The organism is Bifidobacterium actinocoloniiforme DSM 22766, assembly GCF_001263395.1.
Classification (GTDB): domain Bacteria; phylum Actinomycetota; class Actinomycetes; order Actinomycetales; family Bifidobacteriaceae; genus Bombiscardovia; species Bombiscardovia actinocoloniiformis.
Genome location: NZ_CP011786.1, coordinates 1,031,837 through 1,051,860, shown reverse-complemented (window position 1 = coordinate 1,051,860; position 20,024 = coordinate 1,031,837). Strand labels below are relative to the sequence as shown.

At 61.6% G+C, this 20,024-nt stretch carries 14 protein-coding genes, 2 tRNA genes and 1 pseudogene; 11 read left to right on the top strand and 6 right to left on the bottom strand.

Going from position 1 to position 20,024, the window contains the following annotated elements; genetic code table 11:
* Window positions 1-135: 135 nt before the first annotated feature.
* Window positions 136-207, bottom strand: a tRNA-Glu gene (locus AB656_RS04315).
* Between the two features lie 58 nt (window positions 208-265).
* Window positions 266-1,147 carry a glycosyltransferase family 2 protein gene (locus AB656_RS04310; protein WP_033503561.1) on the bottom strand — a complete coding sequence of 294 codons (882 nt, stop codon included), beginning with the start codon at window positions 1,145-1,147 and terminating at the stop codon, window positions 266-268.
* 80 nt (window positions 1,148-1,227) lie between these two features.
* Between AB656_RS04310 and AB656_RS04305 the strand changes: the two genes are divergently transcribed.
* From AB656_RS04305 to AB656_RS04270, 8 genes are all read left to right on the top strand, one after another.
* Complete coding sequence (locus AB656_RS04305) at window positions 1,228-2,691, top strand: AI-2E family transporter (RefSeq protein WP_081924876.1); 1,464 nt, start codon at window positions 1,228-1,230, stop codon at window positions 2,689-2,691.
* Window positions 2,692-3,918, top strand: coding sequence for a glycosyltransferase family 2 protein (locus AB656_RS04300; protein WP_033503559.1), 1,227 nt, complete (start codon window positions 2,692-2,694; stop codon window positions 3,916-3,918). It abuts the gene before it with no gap.
* A 250-nt stretch (window positions 3,919-4,168) separates the two neighbouring features.
* Complete coding sequence (gene dacB / locus AB656_RS04295; protein WP_236681844.1) at window positions 4,169-5,602, top strand: D-alanyl-D-alanine carboxypeptidase/D-alanyl-D-alanine endopeptidase; 1,434 nt, start codon at window positions 4,169-4,171, stop codon at window positions 5,600-5,602.
* Window positions 5,603-5,614: 12 nt separating this feature from the next.
* Entirely contained in the window at window positions 5,615-6,724 is a 1,110-nt protein-coding gene (gene tilS, locus AB656_RS04290) for a tRNA lysidine(34) synthetase TilS (protein WP_033503555.1), read from the top strand.
* The gene (gene hpt, locus AB656_RS04285) at window positions 6,711-7,286 is read left to right on the top strand and encodes a hypoxanthine phosphoribosyltransferase (RefSeq protein WP_033503554.1); all 576 of its coding nucleotides are present in this window, start codon (window positions 6,711-6,713) and stop codon (window positions 7,284-7,286) included. Before tilS ends, hpt begins: the two co-directional genes overlap by 14 nt.
* Window positions 7,283-9,424: an ATP-dependent zinc metalloprotease FtsH gene (gene ftsH, locus AB656_RS04280; RefSeq protein WP_033503552.1), complete on the top strand. Its 2,142-nt coding sequence runs from the start codon at window positions 7,283-7,285 to the stop codon at window positions 9,422-9,424. The genes hpt and ftsH overlap by 4 nt, the downstream gene beginning before the upstream one ends.
* A gap of 68 nt (window positions 9,425-9,492) precedes the next feature.
* Entirely contained in the window at window positions 9,493-10,566 is a 1,074-nt protein-coding gene (locus AB656_RS04275) for a dihydroneopterin aldolase (RefSeq protein ID WP_033503550.1), read from the top strand.
* The gene (locus AB656_RS04270; protein ID WP_051905342.1) at window positions 10,563-11,123 is read left to right on the top strand and encodes a DUF3180 domain-containing protein; all 561 of its coding nucleotides are present in this window, start codon (window positions 10,563-10,565) and stop codon (window positions 11,121-11,123) included. The genes AB656_RS04275 and AB656_RS04270 overlap by 4 nt, the downstream gene beginning before the upstream one ends.
* 12 nt (window positions 11,124-11,135) lie before the next feature.
* Here the strand turns inward: AB656_RS04270 and AB656_RS04265 are convergent, their stop codons facing one another.
* Both AB656_RS04265 and ettA read right to left on the bottom strand, forming a co-directional pair.
* Window positions 11,136-12,044 carry an acyl-CoA thioesterase gene (locus AB656_RS04265; RefSeq protein WP_033503549.1) on the bottom strand — a complete coding sequence of 303 codons (909 nt, stop codon included), beginning with the start codon at window positions 12,042-12,044 and terminating at the stop codon, window positions 11,136-11,138.
* 171 nt (window positions 12,045-12,215) lie between these two features.
* Complete coding sequence (ettA, locus tag AB656_RS04260; protein ID WP_033503547.1) at window positions 12,216-13,892, bottom strand: energy-dependent translational throttle protein EttA; 1,677 nt, start codon at window positions 13,890-13,892, stop codon at window positions 12,216-12,218.
* A 359-nt stretch (window positions 13,893-14,251) separates the two neighbouring features.
* Between ettA and AB656_RS04255 the strand changes: the two genes are divergently transcribed.
* From AB656_RS04255 to AB656_RS04245, 3 genes and pseudogenes are all read left to right on the top strand, one after another.
* The gene (locus AB656_RS04255) at window positions 14,252-14,890 is read left to right on the top strand and encodes an ECF transporter S component (RefSeq protein ID WP_033503545.1); all 639 of its coding nucleotides are present in this window, start codon (window positions 14,252-14,254) and stop codon (window positions 14,888-14,890) included.
* Window positions 14,891-14,933: 43 nt separating this feature from the next.
* A pseudogene (locus AB656_RS04250) lies at window positions 14,934-16,608 on the top strand (peptide ABC transporter substrate-binding protein).
* 56 nt (window positions 16,609-16,664) lie between these two features.
* Window positions 16,665-16,738, top strand: a tRNA-Ile gene (locus AB656_RS04245).
* Window positions 16,739-17,032: 294 nt separating this feature from the next.
* On the opposite strand, the gene AB656_RS07620 is transcribed toward AB656_RS04245, so the two are convergent.
* The gene (locus AB656_RS07620; protein WP_158336158.1) at window positions 17,033-18,088 is read right to left on the bottom strand and encodes a restriction endonuclease subunit S; all 1,056 of its coding nucleotides are present in this window, start codon (window positions 18,086-18,088) and stop codon (window positions 17,033-17,035) included.
* Entirely contained in the window at window positions 18,075-20,003 is a 1,929-nt protein-coding gene (locus tag AB656_RS04235; protein WP_033503543.1) for an HsdM family class I SAM-dependent methyltransferase, read from the bottom strand. The genes AB656_RS07620 and AB656_RS04235 overlap by 14 nt, the downstream gene beginning before the upstream one ends.
* Window positions 20,004-20,024: the final 21 nt, after the last annotated feature.

The window sequence follows — 20,024 nt, the reverse complement described above, 5'->3', positions numbered from 1 at the left end:
GCTTCTGACAGTCATGCTTTCGCCGGTGCTTCGTTGGCCGGCCGTATCGTGTGCGAAAAGGCGGCGCGCCTGGGCTGGTACGCCCGCACGAATCCTTGTGGGACCGGGCGGCGCGCCCGGGAAGCGAAAACCTCGTAGCCCCGGAGAGAGTCGAACTCTCGTTGTCAGATTGAAAGTCTGGTGTCCTAACCGTTAGACGACGGGGCCGGACGAAGCCATACTACCCGCCACCCCTAGACGAGGCAAACGCTCGGAGAGGCGCGGGTCAGCACATCTCCTGTTCACGCTGGTGGAAGAGCTCCATCTGCTCCTTGATCCAGACGCGCTCGGCCGGGTTGATGTCGGCTGATTCCAGGTACTTCTGGTAGACGGGATAGAAGGCGCGCAGCACAGGGTAGATGGCGTAGAGGGTGCGCTCGGGCTTTTGCTCGCGCGTGTGCTGGGGATGGGCGTCGAAGGTGTTTTTGAAACGCTGCATGTACCGGCGGAAAGAGGGGAAGGACGTGTCCATGCGGCGGGCGGAGATGCCGGCGTTCATGTTCCTGCAGTAGACGGTCTTGAAGTCGTGGTCGATCAGGTGGAGGGAGATATCCACGTCCTCGTGCATGATGTCCGCCTTGTCCCGGCAGACCTCGCCCCGGATGGCTTTCCAGGCGCTGGCGCGCAGGGCCATGTTGGAGCCGAAGAGCAGGTAGCGTCCGTCGTCGGCCCGGTAGACCGATTTGCGCACTTTGTTGTCGCCCTTGAGCCCTAGCTCTTTGGCGGGCATGTCGTAATAGGCAACCGGCCCAGTCGCCCCCATGGCCTGGGGGTCGCGATCGAAGAGGTTGCCGACCACCTCCACCCAGTTGGGCCGCAGCATGCAGTCCGCGTCGACCCGCCCCAGCACCTGCCCCTTGGCCCGGTCCAACCCATAATTGCGGGTGGGGATCAGCCCCTGCTCCTTGTCCTGGTGGAGGAGCTTGACGGGGGTGTCGGGGTGGGCGTCGATGAAGTCGCTCACGATCTGGGCCGTGCGGTCGGTGGACTTGTTGTCCACGACGAGCACTTCGAGGGGGGCGACCGACTGGGTGGTCGCATTCAAGATGCAGTCGGCTATGCGTTCTTCTTCGTTCCAAGCCGGAACGACAACGGAAACGGTCAGCATAGGCTTCACAATACTTGCCCCGGGCTACACCGGCTGGGCAAGGGCGCCCGCCTTGTCAGCAAGACCGGGATAATGGAGGCATGAGCGCGAGCAAGAAGCAGCAGTTCGACTTGGGATCGGTCTTCCCCTCGAAGGGAGACCCCCGGCGGCCACCCGAATGGTTCGGCCGAGCATTGCTCTACACGGCCATAGCCGTCTTCCTCGCATGGTTCGCTTACGCATCCTGGTCCAAGGTGGAGTTCGTCGTCCTGGATGTGGTCATCGCCACGTTCGTCTCCTTGGCCCTGGAGCCCCTGGTCGTCCTGCTGGTCAAGCACGGCTGGAAGAGGGGCGCGGCCTCGGGTGCCACGCTGATTGGCCTGGTGGTGGTCGTCATCGCGTTGATGGGCTTGTTCGGCAACATGTTCGTCCAGCAGGTGATTGGCATGGTCAGGGGGGCGCCCGCCTTCTACGAGCAGGTGGCTGGCCTGGTCAAGGCGAAGACCCACCAGGAGCTGCCGGCCATGCAAGACCTGGGCGGTCAAATCGCCGGCAACATCCAATCCTCCTGGGTCACTGACTTCGCGGGCCAGGCGTATTCGACCACCGTGGGGCTGTTGGGCTCGGTGCTGAACATCATGACCGTCCTGCTGGTCACGTACTACATTTCGGCCGCTGGGCCCAAGCTGCGCCGGTCCCTATGCCAGTGGATGAGTCCGTCCAGCCAGCGCCGGTTCGTCTCGGTCTGGGCCATCGCCCAGGATCAGATTTCATCCTTCCTTTTCTCGCGCACGATTCTGGCCCTGATTTCCGCGACCTGCATGTCGGTCTTCCTGGTCGCTCTCAAGGTGCCCTACTGGCTGCCCCTGGCCCTTTTCTGCGGCCTGGTCTCCCAGTTCGTGCCGACAATCGGCACCTACATCGGCGGCGCCCTTCCGGTCGTGGTGGCCTGGGGCGGCAACGGCCTGGTCATCGCGTTGGCGGTGCTGATCTACATCTGCCTCTACCAGCAGGTGGAGAATCTGCTCCTCGCGCCGAAGATCTCCCAACGGACCATGGATTTGAACGCGGCCATCGCCTTCCTCTCGGTCCTGGCCTTAGGCGCGGTCTTCGGGGCGTTGGGCGCCTTCCTTGCCTTGCCGGTCGCCGCTTCCTTCCAAATCATCTTCAAGGCTTCCACCAAGCGTTACGACCTGATCGACTCCCCGCTGATGAACGACCCTCGGCCCACCAAGAAATCCAAAGTGGTGGAGGGGGCCGAGGTCATCAATGAGCACGTGATCAAACCGATGGCCGACCACATCCCCCGGCAGGCGCGCGGTTCCAGCAAGCGGGTGGCCCCCACTGACGGCTACACTGAGCGGGCCAAGGATGAGCTGAGCCACATGCCCACTTCCGAGGCCTTGGATTCTTCGCAGACCGTGGCCATCCCCAAGCATCTGGTCTCCGCCGCCTCCGGGAAGCCCACGCTGGAGCCCAGCGGCGACTCCGGGCGCAAGGAGGACGGTGCTGAACGTGGCGGGCCCGGCGAGAGCGCGGCCAACCCGCGTAAGGAGTGGCGCTGAATGGCTTTTCTTTCCGTGGTTGATGCCTTGATGCTGGTTCTGGGTTTGGTCGGCATCGTTTACCAGGCCGTCTGCGTTGTCACGTCCTTCGTGGCCAAGCCGGTTGTCTTCCCGCCGGCCTCGATGGACCGGCGGTTCGCGGTGCTGATTTCCGCCCGCAACGAGGAGCATGTGGTGGGCTCCCTAATCGACTCCATCCAGGCCCAGACCTATCCCTCGCGGCTGATCGACATCTGGCTGGTTGCGGACAACTGCACGGATGGGACCGCCGAGGTGGCGCGCTCCAAGGGTTGCCATGTGGTCGAGCGCGAAAACCAGGAGCAGATCGGCAAAGGGTACGCCCTGTCCTACCTGCTGGACCACATCAACGCAGGCGAGGGTTCCAACCGATACGATGCCTTCTTCGTCTTCGACGCGGACAACCGCCTGGACAAGCACTACATCGAGGAGATGAACAAAGCCTTCCAATCCGGCTTTAAGATTCTGACCTCCTACCGAAACTCGGTCAACTTCTCCGACAACTGGGTCTCCTCGGGCTCGGCCCTGTGGTTCATCCGTGAATCCCGCTTCCTCAACTCCTCGCGCATGGTCTTCGGTTCCTCCTGCCACGTGGGCGGCACCGGTTTCATGTTCTCCCGCGAGGTGATGGAACGCAACAATGGCTGGAAGTTCCACCTGCTGACCGAGGATTTGGAGTTCACAATGGACTCCGTCCTCCACGGCGACAGGATCGGCTACTGTGGCACCGCCATCCTCTACGATGAGCAGCCGGTGACCTTCAAACAGTCCTGGCGGCAACGCCTTCGCTGGTCCAAGGGCTTCCTGCAGGTCTTCCGCTATTACGGGCCCGCCCTGATCAGGAGGGCGGTCCGGGAGCGGGACTTCTCCGCGGTGGACCTGACCATCCTGATTTGCCCTCTGACCGTCCTGTCAGTGGCGCGTGCGGTCTTTGGCGTCCTGTTCTCCGTCTTCGGCTTCGTCACTTGGGCCAGTCAGATCACCGGGTTGATCAAGGTGGCTGCTTGGACGCTGGGAGGCATGCTGGCCATGATGGTCCTGGCCGCCCTGACCGTGGTGGCAGAACGCGACAAGATCGGCGCCTCCAACAAGGAGCTCTTCGCCTACTGCCTTTCCTTCCCTATTTTCATGCTCTCCTACGTGCCCATCTCCTTCCAGGCCATCTTCGCCAACCCGGGCTGGAAGCCCATTGAGCACAACGGCAAATAGTGCCGCGACGGGGCTTTCGGCTCTTCCGATTCGCTTCCCTCCTGGATCGGGTTTAAGGCGTAAGCGCATGCCGGTCTTGACGACCGGGGTGGTGATTGACGGCCTATGCCTGCTGGTCCTACGGGCCAGTGAGCCAGTGGCGCGTCCGGTCCTGCCCGCCGCTAAGCTGGGCAGATAGGAGACCGAGGCCCCGGCAAGGGCTCGGCGGCTGTGGATGACGGACCGGTTGGAGGCAAGAGTGGGAGCACACGTGCGCGGACCTCAGCGTCATGTGGCCAGGACCCTGTTGGCCGCGGGCTTGGTCGTCGTCGCGTTCGCTGGCTACGTGGCCGCCGACATCGCCGACCTGGTCCCTGGACCCTTGACCAGGGACGCTCGGCCGTCCCAAGGCCAGGCCGCAGGGCCAGCCCAGGCCTGGGCCCCTGCGCGTGTGGCCGGAGACTTGGAGACTGGTCGGGGCGTGGACGCGGCCGCCGCCCAGGGAGTCATCGACACGTTCGCGGCCACGCCTGGTTTAGGCTCCGATTATTCGGTCCTGATCGCCGACGCGGACGGAACCGTCGCCGCCGAGCGTGACCAGGAGAACCTGCGCCAGCCCGCATCCACCCTGAAGACCTTGACCGCCGCGGCCGCGGCTGGCAGCCTTGACATGGGCTCGACCATCCCTACAGAGGCCTATCTGAGCCAGTCGGCCGGTGCGGGCGCGAAACTGACGCTCAAGGGCCAAGGAGACATGCTGCTGGGGCCTGGGGCGAGCGATCCCAACCATGTGAACGGTCGGGCCGGCTTAGGGACCTTGGCCCAGGAGACCGCCCAAGTCCTGAAGGCCCGGTCCATCAGCAAGGTGTCCTTGGCTTACGACGCGGGGAAGTTCGGCTCCGTGCGCTCGTCTCAGGGCATAGAAGCCAACAATCCAGGAGGCGTCTACTTCACGCCCACTTCCGCCATGGCTGTGGATGAGGGGCGGCAACGCTCGCCGCAGGACCGGGACGCCGCGCCGGACGCGGCTGGCGTGTATGTGCCGCACGACCAGGATCCGGAAGGTCAGGCCGCGCGGGTCTTCGCCCAGCGCTTGCGTGAGCAGGGCATCGACTTGGAAGGCGAGCCCTCGGCGGGCCAGGCCGCGCAGGCCGATCAACCCTTGGCTCAGGTCCAGTCGGCGCCCCTGATCCAAATCATGGCCTATATGCTGCGTACCTCCGACAACACGCTGGCTGAACTCTTCGGCCGGTTGACCGCCATCAAGGAGGGCAAGGAGAACTCGCCCGAGGGCGCGGTGCAGGCTGTTGGGCAGGCCTTGGAACGTGAGGGGATCAAGCTTGAGGGCGGTGCCCACATGGCCGACTGCTCCGGCCTCTCGCCGGGCTCGCAGGTCAGCGTGACCACACTGGCGGCCGTCCAGCGCTTGGCCTGCGACGGTCGTCACGGGCGTTTAGCCCCCCTGGTCGAGGGTCTTTCGGTGGCGGGTCTGGTCGGCACGGCCGCCAATCGCGGGCGGGGGCCGGCTAGCGGCCTAGCCAGGGTCAAGACCGGTAGCTTGGACCAGGTGACAGCCATGACCGGCAACGTATCCAGGACGCGCGGTGGCCTGCTCGTCTTCGCGGTCATCGTCAACAACCCTTCGGACATGGGCGCTGCGGTCAAGGCCGTCGACACCCTGCTGTCCGGTCTGCCCCAGCTGTGAGCGAGGCTGAGCATGGTCTATTCGCCTGAATTACGGCAGGGGGTCGGCGACCTGCGTCGCTGCCTGGAGGAGGCTGGACTTGGCCGGCAAGGCGCTGGTTTCGCTAAGCATGGTAGCCACAGTCCGGCTCCCGACGCCCCCCTGATCCTGGTGGCATGCTCGGGGGGGCGGGATTCGACGGCCCTGGCCGCACTGGCTTCAATCGTCTGCCCGGAGCTGGGGCTCAAGTGCGGCGCCGTGGTCATCAACCACGGGCTGCAGGAGGGTTCGGCCCAGGTGGCTGGCGAAGCCGCGCACCGCTGTTCCAGCCTGGGCCTGGACCCGGTGGTGACCGAGCGCGTCCAGGTGACTCATACGAAGGCGGGGATGGAGGCTGATGCCCGCTCCGCCCGCTACCAGGCCATCGGACGGGTGGCGCTCGCCGCTGGGGCCAGGGCCGTGCTCCTGGCCCATACCCGTGACGACCAAGCCGAGGGTGTCCTGATCTCCCTGATACGCACCGCTGGATTAGGGGCTCTGGCTGGCATGGCGCCCCGCTCCCGGCGCGGGGGAGTCCTCTACTTGCGTCCCCTTTTGGACGTGAGCCGGTCCCAGACCACCACCATCTGCCGGCAGATGGGCTTGGATTGGTGGGACGATCCCAGCAACGGCGGGGAATTCGCCGCCGACCAGCGCTTACCGGCCAACTACCCGCTGCGCTCCCGGGTCCGCCACGACCTCCTGCCGGCCCTGAGCGCGTTCGCCGGGCGCGATATGGCCATGCACCTGGCCCAATCCGCTCTGCTGGCCAGGGCGGATCAGGACTTCCTGGACCAGGAGGCGGGCCGTCTGCTGACCCGGTCCCTTCGCCCGCGTACGGCCAAGCCCCAAGGTGCTGAGCCCCTGGCCTGCCTTGACGTCAAGACCATGCAAGACGCCCACCCGGCCTTGCGTTCCCGGGCATGGGCCCAGCTCCTGACAAGCTTGGGGTTGGATGCGTCCAGCCGTCGGATCGGCCAGATCGACGCGCTCGTCTCCCGCTGGCATGGTCAAGGCCCAGTCAGCCTTCCCAGCTTCCATTCAGCGTTTCGCCAGGGTCACGTCATTCTCATATGCAAAGATAGGGACCATGCGCATCGCTGATATCCAGTCCCACATTGACCATGAATTGGTGTCCAAAGACCGTATCGAAGACTTAATCAGTAAGGTGGCGGCCCAAGTCAGCCAAGACTACGCTGGTAAGGACCTGCTGATGGTGGCCGTCCTTAAAGGGGCGATCAACACGTTGGCCGCCCTCTCGCAGGCGGTGACCATACCGGTCCAGCTTGAGTTCATGAGCCTGTCCAGCTACGGATCCGGCACCACCTCATCCGGTTCGATCACGGTGCGCAAGGACCTGGATTGCAGCGTTCGCGGGCGGCACATTCTTATCGTGGAGGATATCATTGACTCCGGCCGGACCTTGCGCTGGCTGGTCGACGAGCTTCGCTCCCGCGGGGCGGCCTCGGTGGAGGTCTTCGCCCTGCTCGACAAGACTTGCAGGCATGAGGTCCAGGTGGATGTGAAATACCCTGGCTACGTCATTCCCGACGAGTTCGCCGTCGGTTTCGGCCTGGATTACGACGAGCGGTACCGGAACCTGGACTCCATAGCTGTCTTGAAGCCGCAGGAATACGAGCATGAGGATCAAGGAGAGCAGTCATGACCTATCCGCAAGGGCCCCAGCGTACGCCGTCGGGCGACGGCCGGCCAGGCAAGGGCGGCAAGCCGGGCGGCAACAGCCCCTTCAACTTCAAACTCAACGGCGACGGCAAGGGGCCGGGCGGCGGCAAGTTCTGGCAGTCCCCCTGGCTGTGGGGCGCTTTGGCCATTCTGATCGCGCTGAGCCTGTTCGGTTTCTTCAACGCCCAGGGTGGCGTGCAGACCATCGACACGCGCGACGGCCTGGAACTGCTGGCCAAGTTCGACTCCAAGGACAAGGACTCGACCAACACGATGGTCAAGTCCGCCGAAATCACCGAAGGCAAGCAGGTCGTCGAGCTCAAGCTCAAGAGCGACTTCGTCAAGAAGAACAACGGGGTCGATGGCAAGCGCAGCCAGAAGAACTACGGCCAGGACGTGCAGTTCTACTACGTCAAGGACCAGGGGCCGCAGGTCACCAAGGCCGTGGAGATGGGCCACCTGGAGGACGGCTTCAACTCAGTGGTGCCTCAGACCAGCATGATGTCCTACCTGCTGACCTCCTTCCTGCCGATCATCCTGCTGCTGGTCGTCTTCTGGTACTTCTTCTCCCGCATCGGCGGCTCCGGCGGCGGCATGTTGGGCATGGGCAAGAAGAACAACGGCAAGTTGCTGGAGGGCAAGACCCCCAAGACCAAGTTCTCGGACGTGGCCGGCGAGGAGGCGGCGGTCCAGGAGGTCGAGGAGATCAAGGAATTCCTCAAGGATCCGTCCAAGTACAAGGCCCTGGGTGCCCGCATCCCCCGTGGCGTCCTCCTGTACGGCCCTCCCGGAACAGGCAAGACACTGCTGGCGCGGGCGATCGCGGGCGAGGCTTCGGTACCCTTCTACTCGATGGCGGGCTCCGACTTCGTGGAGATGTTCGTCGGCTTGGGCGCATCCCGTGTGCGCGAGCTCTTCGACGAGGCGAAGAAGAACGCCCCGGCCATCATCTTCATCGACGAGATCGACGCGGTGGGCGGTAAGCGCGGCGGTGGCGGCATGGGCGGCCACGACGAACGCGAGCAGACCCTGAACCAGCTGCTGGTGGAGATGGATGGTTTCGACAACGACACCAACCTGATCATCATCGCCGCCACGAACCGGCCGGACATCCTGGACCCGGCCCTCCTGCGCCCCGGCCGCTTCGACCGGCAGGTGGCCGTAGAGGCCCCTGACCTGGAGGGGCGCGAGGCCATCCTGAAGGTGCATGCCAAGGGCAAGCCCTTCGTCCCGGATGTGGACCTTCATACTGTGGCTGTGCGCACGCCGGGCTTCACCGGCGCCGACCTGGCGAACGTGCTCAACGAGGCGGCCCTGCTCACCGCCCGCTCCAACGCTCAGCTGATCGACAACCGGGCCATCGACGAGGCCATCGACCGTGTGCTCTCCGGCCCCCGTCGCCGTACCCGTGGCATGGCCCTGGACGAGCTGCGCAACACGGCCTACCATGAGGGCGGCCACGCCCTGGTGGCAGCGGCCATGCACCATACCGATCCGGTGACCAAAGTCACCATCCTGCCTCGCGGCCGGGCGTTGGGCTACACCGCCGTCATGCCGACCGAGGACCGCTACTCGCAGTCGCGCAACGAGCTTTTGGACCAAATGGCCTACGCGATGGGAGGCCGTGTGGCCGAGGAGGTCGTCTTCCACGATCCGACCACCGGTGCCTCCAACGACATCGAGAAGGCCACGCAAATCGCACGGCAGATGGTTCTGGAGTACGGCTTCTCCTCCAAGCTCGGCGCGATCAAGTGGGGCGACGAGAACGACCAGGATCAGGGCATGGACGCTCTCAAGCCCCACAAGTACTCCGAGGAGACCTCCAAGGTCATCGACGAGGAGGTCCACCAGCTGGTGGAGACCGCCCACGAGGAGGCTTGGCAGGTCATCACACAGAACCGTGCGGTCCTGGACGAACTGGTCCGTCAGCTCCTGGTCAAGGAGACCTTGGGCAAGAACGAGCTGGCCGCGATTTTCTCCAAGGTGGTCATGTCGCCCGAGCGGCCCCTGTGGCTGTCCGCCCCTGACCGGCCGGACTCCGACCTGCCCCCGGTGGAGATTCCCGAGTCCTTGAAACGCAGCGTCAATGGTCAGGGCGATCAGTCGGCCATCGGTCAGTAAATGGTAATACCGCCGCGTCCGGTCGCCCCCAAGGGTGGGCCGGGCGCGGCCCGTGGAGGGAGGTCCGCGTGGATTCCATACAATTGACTGGCATCCGCGCCACCCCCCGAGGCAGCGGGTATGGTCGCCCGTTCGCCTACATGGTCGACGTGGCGCTCCACCTCGACTTAAGCGCCGCAGGCAGCCAGGACGATTTGACCCAGACCGTTGACTATGTGCAGGTGGCGCGGCGGATCGTCACCCTGATCGAGGGTATGGACGCCCAGCTGGTCGAGACGGTCGCCAGTCGGGTGGCCGATTCCATCCTGCTGTCCCACCAGGTGCGTTCGGTCGAGGTGACGGTCCATCGTTTGGAGGCGGGCCGCCAAACAGGCGTGGACATGGACGGGGTCAGCGTCAGCCTGACCCGTCGAGCCGATTGCGGACCAGACGACCAGGCCTCTCCAGCCGCTCTGGCATCCGGGCAGGCCGGCGAACGCTCCCGACTGCGTCAATCCTTCCATGAGCACCCGTCCTCTGGCGGCCGGCGCGGCCCCAACGGTGAGGGTGGAGGCTCGGCTGAGGTCGGTGAGGTTGGGACTGCCTCCCACCGGGCCGTAGTGGCGATGAGCGGCGGCATAGGGCCCGTTGAATCAGCCATGCGCACAGCGATCGTCTCCCTGGACGGTGTGCCGGGCAGCCAGGTCATTGGCATATCGCCCCTCTACCGGTCCCAGGGCGCAGGCGGTGGTGATCTCCTGTGCTCTGTGGTGATCGTCGAAACCCCTATGGGCCCGCTCGACCTTCTGTCGGCCTTACGGGTGATTGAGAGCGCTCACGGCCGCTCCCGCAGCCTGCGTCTGGACTCCTACCCCCTCGACTTGCGCCTGATCGACATGGATGGCAGCGTATGGAGCGCGGAAGACCTGCGCTCATCTCAACCCAGCCCTTTGGCGATCGAAGGCTCCGAATCCCTCCAGTTCCTGCCAGATCAGGAAGCCTGGCGACAGGCTACGGTGCTCAAACCGTGGGCCGATTTAGAACCGCAAGCGCAGCTGCTGGGACCCCACGGCGGGATGGTGGCCGACCTGGCCCAGGAGGCCCCCGATTATGAGCAGGTCGCTCTGGTGTCCGATTCGTGGATTTTGGGAGGTTCGGTATGAAGATGGGACGCACGCCGGCCGTGTACTACCTGCTGGCGCTTGGACTGGGGCTGCTTGGCGGCGCCTGCCTGGTACAGATCGACGAGCATAGGCGGATCGATATGCTGGGCGCCCCCTGGGTGGTCCCCGCCCTCCTGCTGATCGCCGGCGTGATCATCCTGCTGATGGCCTACCAGGTCCACAAGTACGCTAAGGGGGAGCGTAAGCAGATGGATCCGCAGTTCGCGGTCAACGCCCTCCTGCTGTCCAAGGCGCTGGGAGTGGCTTGCGCCGCCCTCTTGGGCTGGTATGGGGGGCAAGGGCTCTCCTGCCTGCCCCACAGGGAGGCGCCGTACTATGAGCGCGTCATCGTCGAATGCGCGATCGCGGCCTTGGTCTGCTTAATCGACATCATCATCGGAATCGTCGGGGAGTGGCTCTGCCAGCTGCCCCCGAACGATGGGCCTGAGAGCCCTGAGGGCAAGCGGCGGGCCGAACGCCAGCGCCTGGCTGGAACCGCTCAGAAAGGCATGTCCGATCAGGGCTTTGCTGACGCCGCTGGGGCCGCTGAGGGCTGAGTCCCGGCGTGATTAGTCCGCGGCGGCAGGCTTAGGCACACGAATCATCGCTTCCTGCGCCATCGCGGAGACCAGCTCGCCCCTTTGGTAGACCTTCGCCGAGCACAGGGCCCTGCCGTGGTCCGCAACCGAAGTGTCCTGCACGAACAAGACCCAGTCAGACATGTCGATGTCCTCGTACCACCACATGGAGTGGTCGATCGAAGCGTAGGAGATGCCGGGCGTGGAGATTGACAGCCCGGTGCGGCGCAGGGCTGGTTCCATCATGAGCTGATCGCAGCCCAGGGCTAGCATGGCCCGCTGCATGGTCTGGTTCATGCGGGCTCGGCCGTTGGTGCGCATCCAAACCATCTGCCGGCCGCTATCCGCCTCCTGCGAGGTTTGGTCGGGTCCTAGCATGATCGTAGGGGTGATGTGTCGGATGTCGAAGGGGGATTGTTCAGCGTAGTAGGCGGCGAAAGCCGAATCGGCGGCATAGGGGGCCATCAGCTCCCGGGCGGAGGTCAGGCCCTCCGGGTCGGGCAGCCCCACCGGCATCGGATCGGCGTATTTCACGCCCTCCTGCCCGGTCTCTTGGAAGGAGAGCATGACTTTGAGTATGGCCCGGTCCGGCTGGCTGGCGTCCACCATCCTTGTGGAGTAGGAGCGGCCGTCGCGCAGGTTCTGCACGTCGAAGCGCACATCCTGATCCAGCAGTCCGGTGCGCAGGTAGTAGCCGTGCACTGAGTTCGGCACGCGGTCCTTGGGTACGGACCAAGAGGCCGCCATGATCGATTGGGCCATGATCTGCCCGCCGTAGATGCGACCTGTGGGGAAGGGGAGGCTGGAGCCGGTCAGGTGGAGGGGATCGTTGGCTCCTTCCTCCATATGCAGTGAAAGGACATCCACCGCAGCGCCCACGGTTGTGTTTTGATTTGACATGCCGTAATTCTCCCAACGGAATCTATTTCGCGCGCCGAGCCTGTTGCCCACCCCCCATAAGACGCTGGTGAGCAGTCTATAGGCAGGCGGAAACATACGGTCTGCAAGCACCCTGCAGGCAGCCATGCGCGCCGGCTGCCTGCAGGCTCAGATTTATGCGGTTGCCCTCCCTTAGCGGGTGAGCTTGCGGTGGAGGCGGTGGGGGCGGGAGGCCTCCTCGCCCAAGCGGGTCACTTTGTTCTCTTGGTAGGCTTGGAAGTTGCCTTCGAACCAGTACCAGGAGGCGGGGTTCTCGTCGGTGCCCTCCCAAGCCAGGATGTGGGTGGCGATGCGGTCCAGGAACCAACGGTCGTGGGAGATGACCACCGCGCAGCCGGGGAAGGCCAGCAAGGCGTTCTCCAAGGATTCCAGGGTCTCCACATCCAAGTCGTTGGTAGGCTCGTCGAGCAGGAGCAGGTTGCCGCCCTGCTTGAGGGTCAAGGCCAGGTTGAGCCGGTTGCGCTCGCCGCCGGATAGGACGCCCGCTGGCTTCTGCTGGTCGGAACCCTTGAATCCGAATGAGGCCACGTAGGCGCGGGTGGGCACCTCGATGCCGCCGACTTCGATGAAGTCGTTGCCGTCAGAGACGACCTCCCACAGGTTCTTGTCGGGGTCGATGCCCTCGCGGTTCTGGTCCACGTAGGAGATTCTGACCGTGTCGCCCACCTCCAAATCGCCGGAGGTCAGGGGCTCCAGGCCCACAATCGTCTTGAAGAGGGTGGACTTGCCGACTCCGTTGGGGCCGATGACGCCCACGATGCCGTTGCGGGGAAGCGTGAACGACAGGTCATCGATCAGCACGCGGTCGCCGAATGCCTTGTGGATGTGCTCGGCCTCCAAGACCTTGGAACCCAGGCGGGGCCCCGGCGGGATCTGAATCTCGGAGAAGTCCAGCTTCTGGTTGCGCCGGGCCTCGTCCTCCATCTGCTCGTAGCGCTCCAGACGTGCCTTGTTCTTCGCCTGTCGGGCCTTGGGGGAGGAGCGCACCCAGTCCAGCTCCGAGTTGAGCCGCTTAGCCAGTTTGGCGTCCTTCTGGCCTTGGACCTCCAGACGCTTGGCCTTGGTCTCCAGGTAAGTGGTGTAGTTGCCCTGGTAGGGGTAGAGCTGTCCGCGATCGACCTCGCAAATCCATTCGGCCACGTTGTCCAGGAAGTAGCGGTCGTGGGTGACGGCCAGGACAGCGCCCTTGTAGGTGTGGAGGAACTGCTCCAGCCACAGGATGGATTCGGCGTCCAGGTGGTTGGTGGGCTCGTCGAGCAGGAGGAGGTCGGGCGCTTCCAGCAGGAGCTTGCACAGGGCCACACGGCGGCGTTCGCCACCCGAGCAGACCGAGACCGGGGTATCCGGGTCGGGGCACTGGAGTGCATCCATGGCCTGCTCCAGCTGGGAGTCCAGGTCCCAGCCGTCGGCCGCGTCAATCTCTTCTTGCAGCTTGCCCATTTCAGCCATCAGGGCATCGTAGTCGGCGTCTGGATTGGCCATCTCCTCACCGATTTGGTTGAAGCGCTGAACTTTGTCCATGACGGGTCCGAAGGCCTGCTTGATGTTCTCGCCCACGGTCTTGTCTTCGTCCAGCGGGGGTTCCTGCTGGAGGATGCCGACGCTGTAGCCAGGGGTGAGCTGCGCCTCCCCGTTGGAGACGGTCTCCAGGCCGGCCATGATCTTGAGCAGGGTGGACTTGCCCATGCCGTTAGGGCCGACGACGCCGATCTTGGCCCCGGGCAGGAAGCTCAGGGTCACGTCGTCCAGGATGGCGCGGTCGCCGAAGGACTTACGCGCTTTAATCATTTGATAGATGAACTCAGCCAAGTGGAAACCTCACTGAAAATGTTGAAATTCTAGCCTCTTACACTACTTCCATGCTAGAGGGGGCTTGCGACGAGGTTCGCCCGTTTCCTCCTCGCGCAAAGCCTCTCCGTTCGCGCGGCACCGGACCTTGGCGTCGCGTTTACCGGGCCGGGGGAGGGACCGTTACGAATTCGATGTTCGCCGCCGAGTTCGCTGAGGGCACGCGACCCCTGTTCAGCCGGGATTCGGCAGACTAGAGTGGCTCAAGAGCGGCTCCGTCCGACGTGCGCAGGTCAAGGGGGTGCTCGCGGGGCAGTCCCGCAAAGCCGGCACTGTGCGCACGGGCCGCGCAGGGGCGCGGGTGGATCGCAAGGAGCGTCATGACAGCGAACAACAATACGAATGTGGGCGCGCCCATCCCCGTTAAATCTCACTCCCTGCGCTGGAGGCCGGTCGACATAGCGGTGGGCGCGGCCCTGGGCGTGGTCTCCGGTTTGATATACTGGGCGGCGTCGGCCCTGTCCGCCTGGGTCTTCCCCCTGATGACAGCCCTCCTTCCGGGCGCGGCCTCCCTTCTGCATGGCCTCTTCTACTTCCCGGTGACCATGAACCTGCTGATCATCCGCAAGCCCGGGGCCGCCGTCTACGCGAATGTGGTCGGCGCCCTGGTCGAGATTCTCTTCGGCAACGCCTACGGGTTGGGCATGATCATCCTCGAAGCCGTCATACAAGGCCTGTGCGCTGAAGTGGTCTACGCCATCTTCCGCTACCGTCGCTGGACCCTGTCGCTCACAATCGCCGCAGGGCTGCTGGTGGCCCTGGTCTACAACGCCTTCCTGCTGGCGTTCTTCTATCAGGGCGTCGCTTTCCTGAGCCCGCGGGGGCTGATCGGCACTGTCTGCGAGGCTATCAGCGGAATCGTGTTCGCCGGTTTCGTCAGCTGGATGCTTTACAAGGCCATTGCGAAGACAGGCGCTTTGGACCGGTTCGCCTCCGGGCGGAGGTGCCAGGCCCGATGAACGGTGTCCCCTGCCAATTAACGGTCGTATTGATAACGAAACTATGGAAAGGATCGGCTTCGCTATGCGTGCTGCAATAGTCAGTGCTGTAAGTTCGGTGACCCTTCTGACCCTGGCCCTGACGGCCTGCGGGTCCCCGTCCTCGTCGACGCGCCCGGGTCAGTCCGCCGGTCAGGTTGATTCCAACGCGATCATCACGGTCAACAACGTGGAGCCCTCTTCCGATCTGACCCCAAGCAAGGTGACCGACACGGCTGGTTGGAAGTTGGCCACCCTCCTGTTCGATGGTTTGGTCACGTTCGGCGACGACGGGCGCCTGATTTACGCGAACGCCGACTCGATCACCCCGAACCAGGACGCTTCCGCTTACACGATTAAGCTCAAACCAGGCCTGCGCTTCTCCAACGGAGAGCCGATTGGGGCGATGACCTACGCGCGCGCATGGTCGTTCGCGGCCAACGTGGCCAACGGGCAGACCGGTGGGTCGATATTCTCCACGATCGCCGGTTATGAGGACCTTCAGAACCCGCACGGGTCCAAGGACGCCATCCTGTCCGGCCTGAGCGCGCCGGATGCTTCCACCCTCCGAGTCCAGCTCAATGCGCCTGACTCGTCCTTCCCCTATAAGGTGGGCGATGTCTCCTTCCTGCCCTTGCCTTCGGTGGCTTATAAGGACATCGCCGCTTTCGGCCGCCATCCAATCGGCAACGGGCCCTACCGGTTCAAGTCCTGGACACCCAACCAGTCGATCAGCCTGGTCAAGGACCCGGGGTACCGGGGCCCCCGCAAGGTTCGCAATGGTGGCGTCACCTTCCGCGACTATCAGAGCCTGGAAGCCGCCTACGCGGATGTGGAGGCCGGCAACTTGGACGTCCTGGACGCGGTACCGGTCTCCTCGTTGGCCACCTATCGCAGCGAGCCGCGGGTCCAGGCCTTCACCAAGCCCGGACCTGCCTTCAAATCCCTGACCATCCCATCCAACCTGCCTCACTTCCAGGGGGCTGAGGGGGCCTTGCGACGGGCGGCCATATCGCGCTCAATCGACCGAGCCGAGGTGGCAAGCAAGGTGTTTCGAGGATCGGTGACCCCTGCCACTGACTTCACTGCGCCCACGATTGCCGGTTATTCCAAGCGGTTGAACGGCGGGGAGGTGTTGTCCTACGATGCCGGCAAGGCACGCGAGCTTTGGAAGCGGGCCGATGCCATCTCGCCGTGGTCAGGCGTACTCGAAATCGCATACCCTGCCGACGGCAGCGACAAGGACTGGGTGGACGCCCTGGTCAATTCGGTCCATCAGACTTTGGGCCATCCAAGCCCGCAGCAACACGTTCCCTACCGGCAAGGAGTTCAAGACCGCGGTCAACGCACGCCAGATCCACTCGGCGTTCAGCTCCGGTCACCAGTCCGACTACCCCTACCCGGAGGGCTACTTGGTCGAGGGGTACGCCTCCTCAGCGGCTGACGGCAAGGGGCTCAACTACGGTGATTACAAGAGCGCTACATTCGACGCCCTGATTGCCCAGGCAGCCCGGCAGACGGACCGGGCCCAGGCTTTCGACACTTACCGCCAGGCCCAGTCCCAGCTCCTGAACGATCTGCCGGCCATCCCCCTGTGGTACGCCAAGGTCAGCGCGGTGGCCAGCAGCCGAATCGATCACGCGGCCTTCAACTACATGGGCCTGCCCGCTTACAACGAGCTGACCCGCCGTGCCGCTTAGCGCTCGCTTTGACAAGTGCTCTTGCTAAAGTAATGCTGTTGGCCTGAGGCCAGCGTGGGGCCTTAGCTCAGTCGGTTAGAGCAAACGACTCATAATCGTTCGGTCCAGGGTTCAAGCCCCTGAGGCCCCACTCATTAAAACCTCTGCAACCACAACGGTTGCAGAGGTTTTATGATTGCCGATAACCATTGATTGGGACGGCAAATGTATACTAAATGTATACTAAAATGCTTATCTGAGCCCATGCGGGAACAAAGCGAACGTAGGACGGCAAAACAAAAGGCCCCGCTGAAGCGGGGCCGCTTATACGTGCGCCGGACCGCCGGCCTGGACGAGCGCAGGCAGGCCATGCTTAAGCTAGACTCAGCACTCAGCATTGAATAGATGCAAGAAGCTTTGCTGAAGCGGGGCTATTGAGGTGGTTTTAGTTTCGTGTTTTACCTTCTAAAAATGTGAGGTACTGCTCGTATTTGCGTAGCATCATATTCTTGGTGTACTGTTCCATGTATTCGTAATCAGGTTCGCCTGAGTCGTTGACAGGTAACATGATTCTCATGTTGTGGACACGAATGTCGTTGATTTCGCGGTTAAAATTGAAATTCGATTTTTGTTTCGCAATCACTGTAGCCATAAATAAGGATGTATACTTCGATGATTGTGCTGTTTTTAACGCTGTTACATGGTCACTTGCAACATAGTTGAATGGCTCGTAAAAAGCGGTTCCTACACTACCGCTGTTTGCAAGACTGATGCAATTTCTAAAAACACGAGTTCCGGCGCTGGCTTCGATATAGTCATCGATTCCGTTATTGCTCGCTGTTGATGAGACGTAAGGTAATTGTCCGGGAACGTGATCTGCTTTTTTCAGTCGTTTTCCACGACTAATTTCTTCAAAAATGTTTGTAAGTTTAAACGGAGCCCACTCTTTTTCGTTGAGTTTCGGAACCTTGACGTAAGATCCTATTTTTGTGATCTGTTGCTCCGCATAAGCTCCGTACTTCAGGAGCATTGCTTTTTGTTTTTGCTGTGCGTATTTCTCCATGTACTCATCATCAGGTGCGCCCGAACTATTCACCGGCAGCATGATACGGAGATTGGTCAGCCGTTTACTGCCAAGTTTTCTGCTATAGCTGAACGCCTGTTTCTGCATCGAGATGGCATGCGCAATGAATAGTTGGATTCCTGCGTCAGTGTAGTCCCTCAATATGACGCGACGGCAGTCATTACCGTACAAAGCTGGATAGGGGTGATAAAACGCTTCTCCAATGGAGCCGTTACGATTTACAGATATGGCATTAGATGTAATTGAATCGTTGTAGTTGGCCACGAAATACCCAATACCGTTATTTGCTGTGCCTGATGTTACGTACGGTGTGTCACCACTTCTACGTTCTCCCGCATAAATGTCACGACCAGAACGGATGTCTGCGATATCGCCCAAGCGAAAGGCTTGCCATGTGTGTTCCTCAAGACGTTGCATGATTGTCGCCATCCTCGAAGAGGTATTCCCGGTTTTGCATGATCATGGAGAATTCGAACGTCAGGTAATCGCCGATCGCTTTCTCAAAATCTGCATCTGTGGGTATTTCGTCATTGAAGTAGTAAAAGCTGTGGAGCCATTCGTCATCCTCTTTCACGGTTGATTCCACGCAGAATTGGGATGATGCCTCAGTCGCGCCGTTCCACACGTCCAGCAGGTGTTGTTGCCTATCCTTGGCTGCGTCATCGGCTACCAGGCCTACATGCGCATGGACCGTGAATCCGTCATCACGGAAGTCGATGAACTTGCACACTTTTTCCGTTGGATGGGGTTTGTGCGCGGTGAATACAGCTATGACCGGATTGACGCCGACGCCATAGAACGTGTCGGGGTTGCAAGTGATGACGCCTTCAAGGGTGTGTTTCGAAAGGATGCTGTGTTTGAATGCCCGCTCGGCCTTTGTTTTCCCTGTCATGCTTGACTGAGGAACGATGACAGCTGCACGCCCCCCTTCGGTCAGGGAGTCCAGCAGGTGCTCCACAAAAGAGAGCTCATACTGGTCGGGGTCCCCTGAGTTTCCTTGGGAGTATGGTGGATTCATCAATCCCACCGTCGCGGTTTTTTCCGTTTGCAGCTGGGCAGGGTTGGCTTTCAGGAAATCACTGCACTCGATGTTGCTTTTACCGTCTCCTCGTAGAATCATGTTGGTGACGGCAACAGCGAACATGTTGCTTTGCAGTTCAATTCCGTGCAGTTGTCTGGTCTTGATCCGGTCTTTGTCCGTGTTTGTTTCGGCTTGAGAGATCATCATGTGCATGGCAGCTATGAGGAAACCCCCTGTCCCGCATGTCGGGTCGAAGACCACGTCGTCTGGTCGCACTTTCACGAGCCGGCACATGAGTTCGCAAATGTGCTGAGGAGTGAGGATGATGCCGAGTGTCTGTCCATCGCCTCCTGAATAGCTCATGAATTTCCCGTAGAACTGTCCGAGGTAATCTGCTGAAGAATCCTGGTACTTGATGTTTTTGTATACCCGGTCGTTCAGAAAGTTCGTGTAATACTTCAACGGGGTCATGCCCAACGTGTCATTGACCTCGTTGAGTCTGAAACTGGTGGTGATGATGTCGAACTCCGAAAGCAGTTTGTCTCGTTTCGCGTCCGGCCCGACATTGGATCGCCTCAGTCTTGCTCGGATGGCTTTCATTATCTTGTCTCCGTCGCGGCTCTCTGGGGTCTGATCGCCATTAAGAGATTCTATGCTAAAGTTATGATTTTCTGTTTCTTCGAGAGCTAGCAAAATGCCGGCGACAACTAACGGTTTGTCTTGGTCTTTGAGACTCCCGTAGTTGCGAAGGTACTCATGGAGTTCGGTGGCATCCTTGAGGATCTGCTCGGTGGTCTTCTCAATGCGTGTCGGTTCTTCCAGCACGTAGCGTGTGTAATATTCCTGGATGTTACCAGGGGAGAACCATACGAAGGATTCAATGTCATCTAGTTTCTTCAACTCTCCTCTGTCATTGACCCAGTATGGGCTGATTTGATGATGTTTCGGATCGCCGGACACACCAACGGCAAACACCTTCTTGAAAGAGGTGTGCTTAGCTATATGTTTGGCGTAGAAGCATGCTCCATTGACTGCGTAATCGGTGATAGCCTTCACGCTGTCATCCAGAATATCTTTTCCAGTCAGTTTCTGATGTTTAGAAAGAGTGTTCTTGTCTTCGACGACCAGAACGAAATCATTAACAATGGCAACAACGTCAGGTCGTCCAACTTTTTTCGTTCCCCGCTTCGAGGCGCTTTTCAACGCTTCGTTGATCTCTTTCACGTGGCTTCCCTGAAGGTCGAACTGTATGTTGTTCTCTTCAAGTTGTCTGCCGACCCAGTAATCCGTCGTCGCCTCTTTGTTAAGCATGTCTTTCCCTTTTCTTTTCGA

What these genes read in the sequence shown, in the direction of transcription:
- AB656_RS04265 (WP_033503549.1), bottom strand. Translation starts at nt 12,044, where the DNA reads ATGTCAAATCAAAACACAACCGTGGGCGCTGCGGTGGATGTCCTTTCA.
- AB656_RS04305 (WP_081924876.1), top strand. Translation starts at nt 1,228, where the DNA reads ATGAGCGCGAGCAAGAAGCAGCAGTTCGACTTGGGATCGGTCTTCCCC.
- hpt (WP_033503554.1), top strand. Translation starts at nt 6,711, where the DNA reads ATGCGCATCGCTGATATCCAGTCCCACATTGACCATGAATTGGTGTCC.
- tilS (WP_033503555.1), top strand. Translation starts at nt 5,615, where the DNA reads ATGGTCTATTCGCCTGAATTACGGCAGGGGGTCGGCGACCTGCGTCGC.
- AB656_RS04270 (WP_051905342.1), top strand. Translation starts at nt 10,563, where the DNA reads ATGAAGATGGGACGCACGCCGGCCGTGTACTACCTGCTGGCGCTTGGA.
- AB656_RS04235 (WP_033503543.1), bottom strand. Translation starts at nt 20,003, where the DNA reads ATGCTTAACAAAGAGGCGACGACGGATTACTGGGTCGGCAGACAACTT.
- AB656_RS04300 (WP_033503559.1), top strand. Translation starts at nt 2,692, where the DNA reads ATGGCTTTTCTTTCCGTGGTTGATGCCTTGATGCTGGTTCTGGGTTTG.
- AB656_RS04310 (WP_033503561.1), bottom strand. Translation starts at nt 1,147, where the DNA reads ATGCTGACCGTTTCCGTTGTCGTTCCGGCTTGGAACGAAGAAGAACGC.
- ftsH (WP_033503552.1), top strand. Translation starts at nt 7,283, where the DNA reads ATGACCTATCCGCAAGGGCCCCAGCGTACGCCGTCGGGCGACGGCCGG.
- AB656_RS07620 (WP_158336158.1), bottom strand. Translation starts at nt 18,088, where the DNA reads ATGCAACGTCTTGAGGAACACACATGGCAAGCCTTTCGCTTGGGCGAT.
- AB656_RS04255 (WP_033503545.1), top strand. Translation starts at nt 14,252, where the DNA reads ATGACAGCGAACAACAATACGAATGTGGGCGCGCCCATCCCCGTTAAA.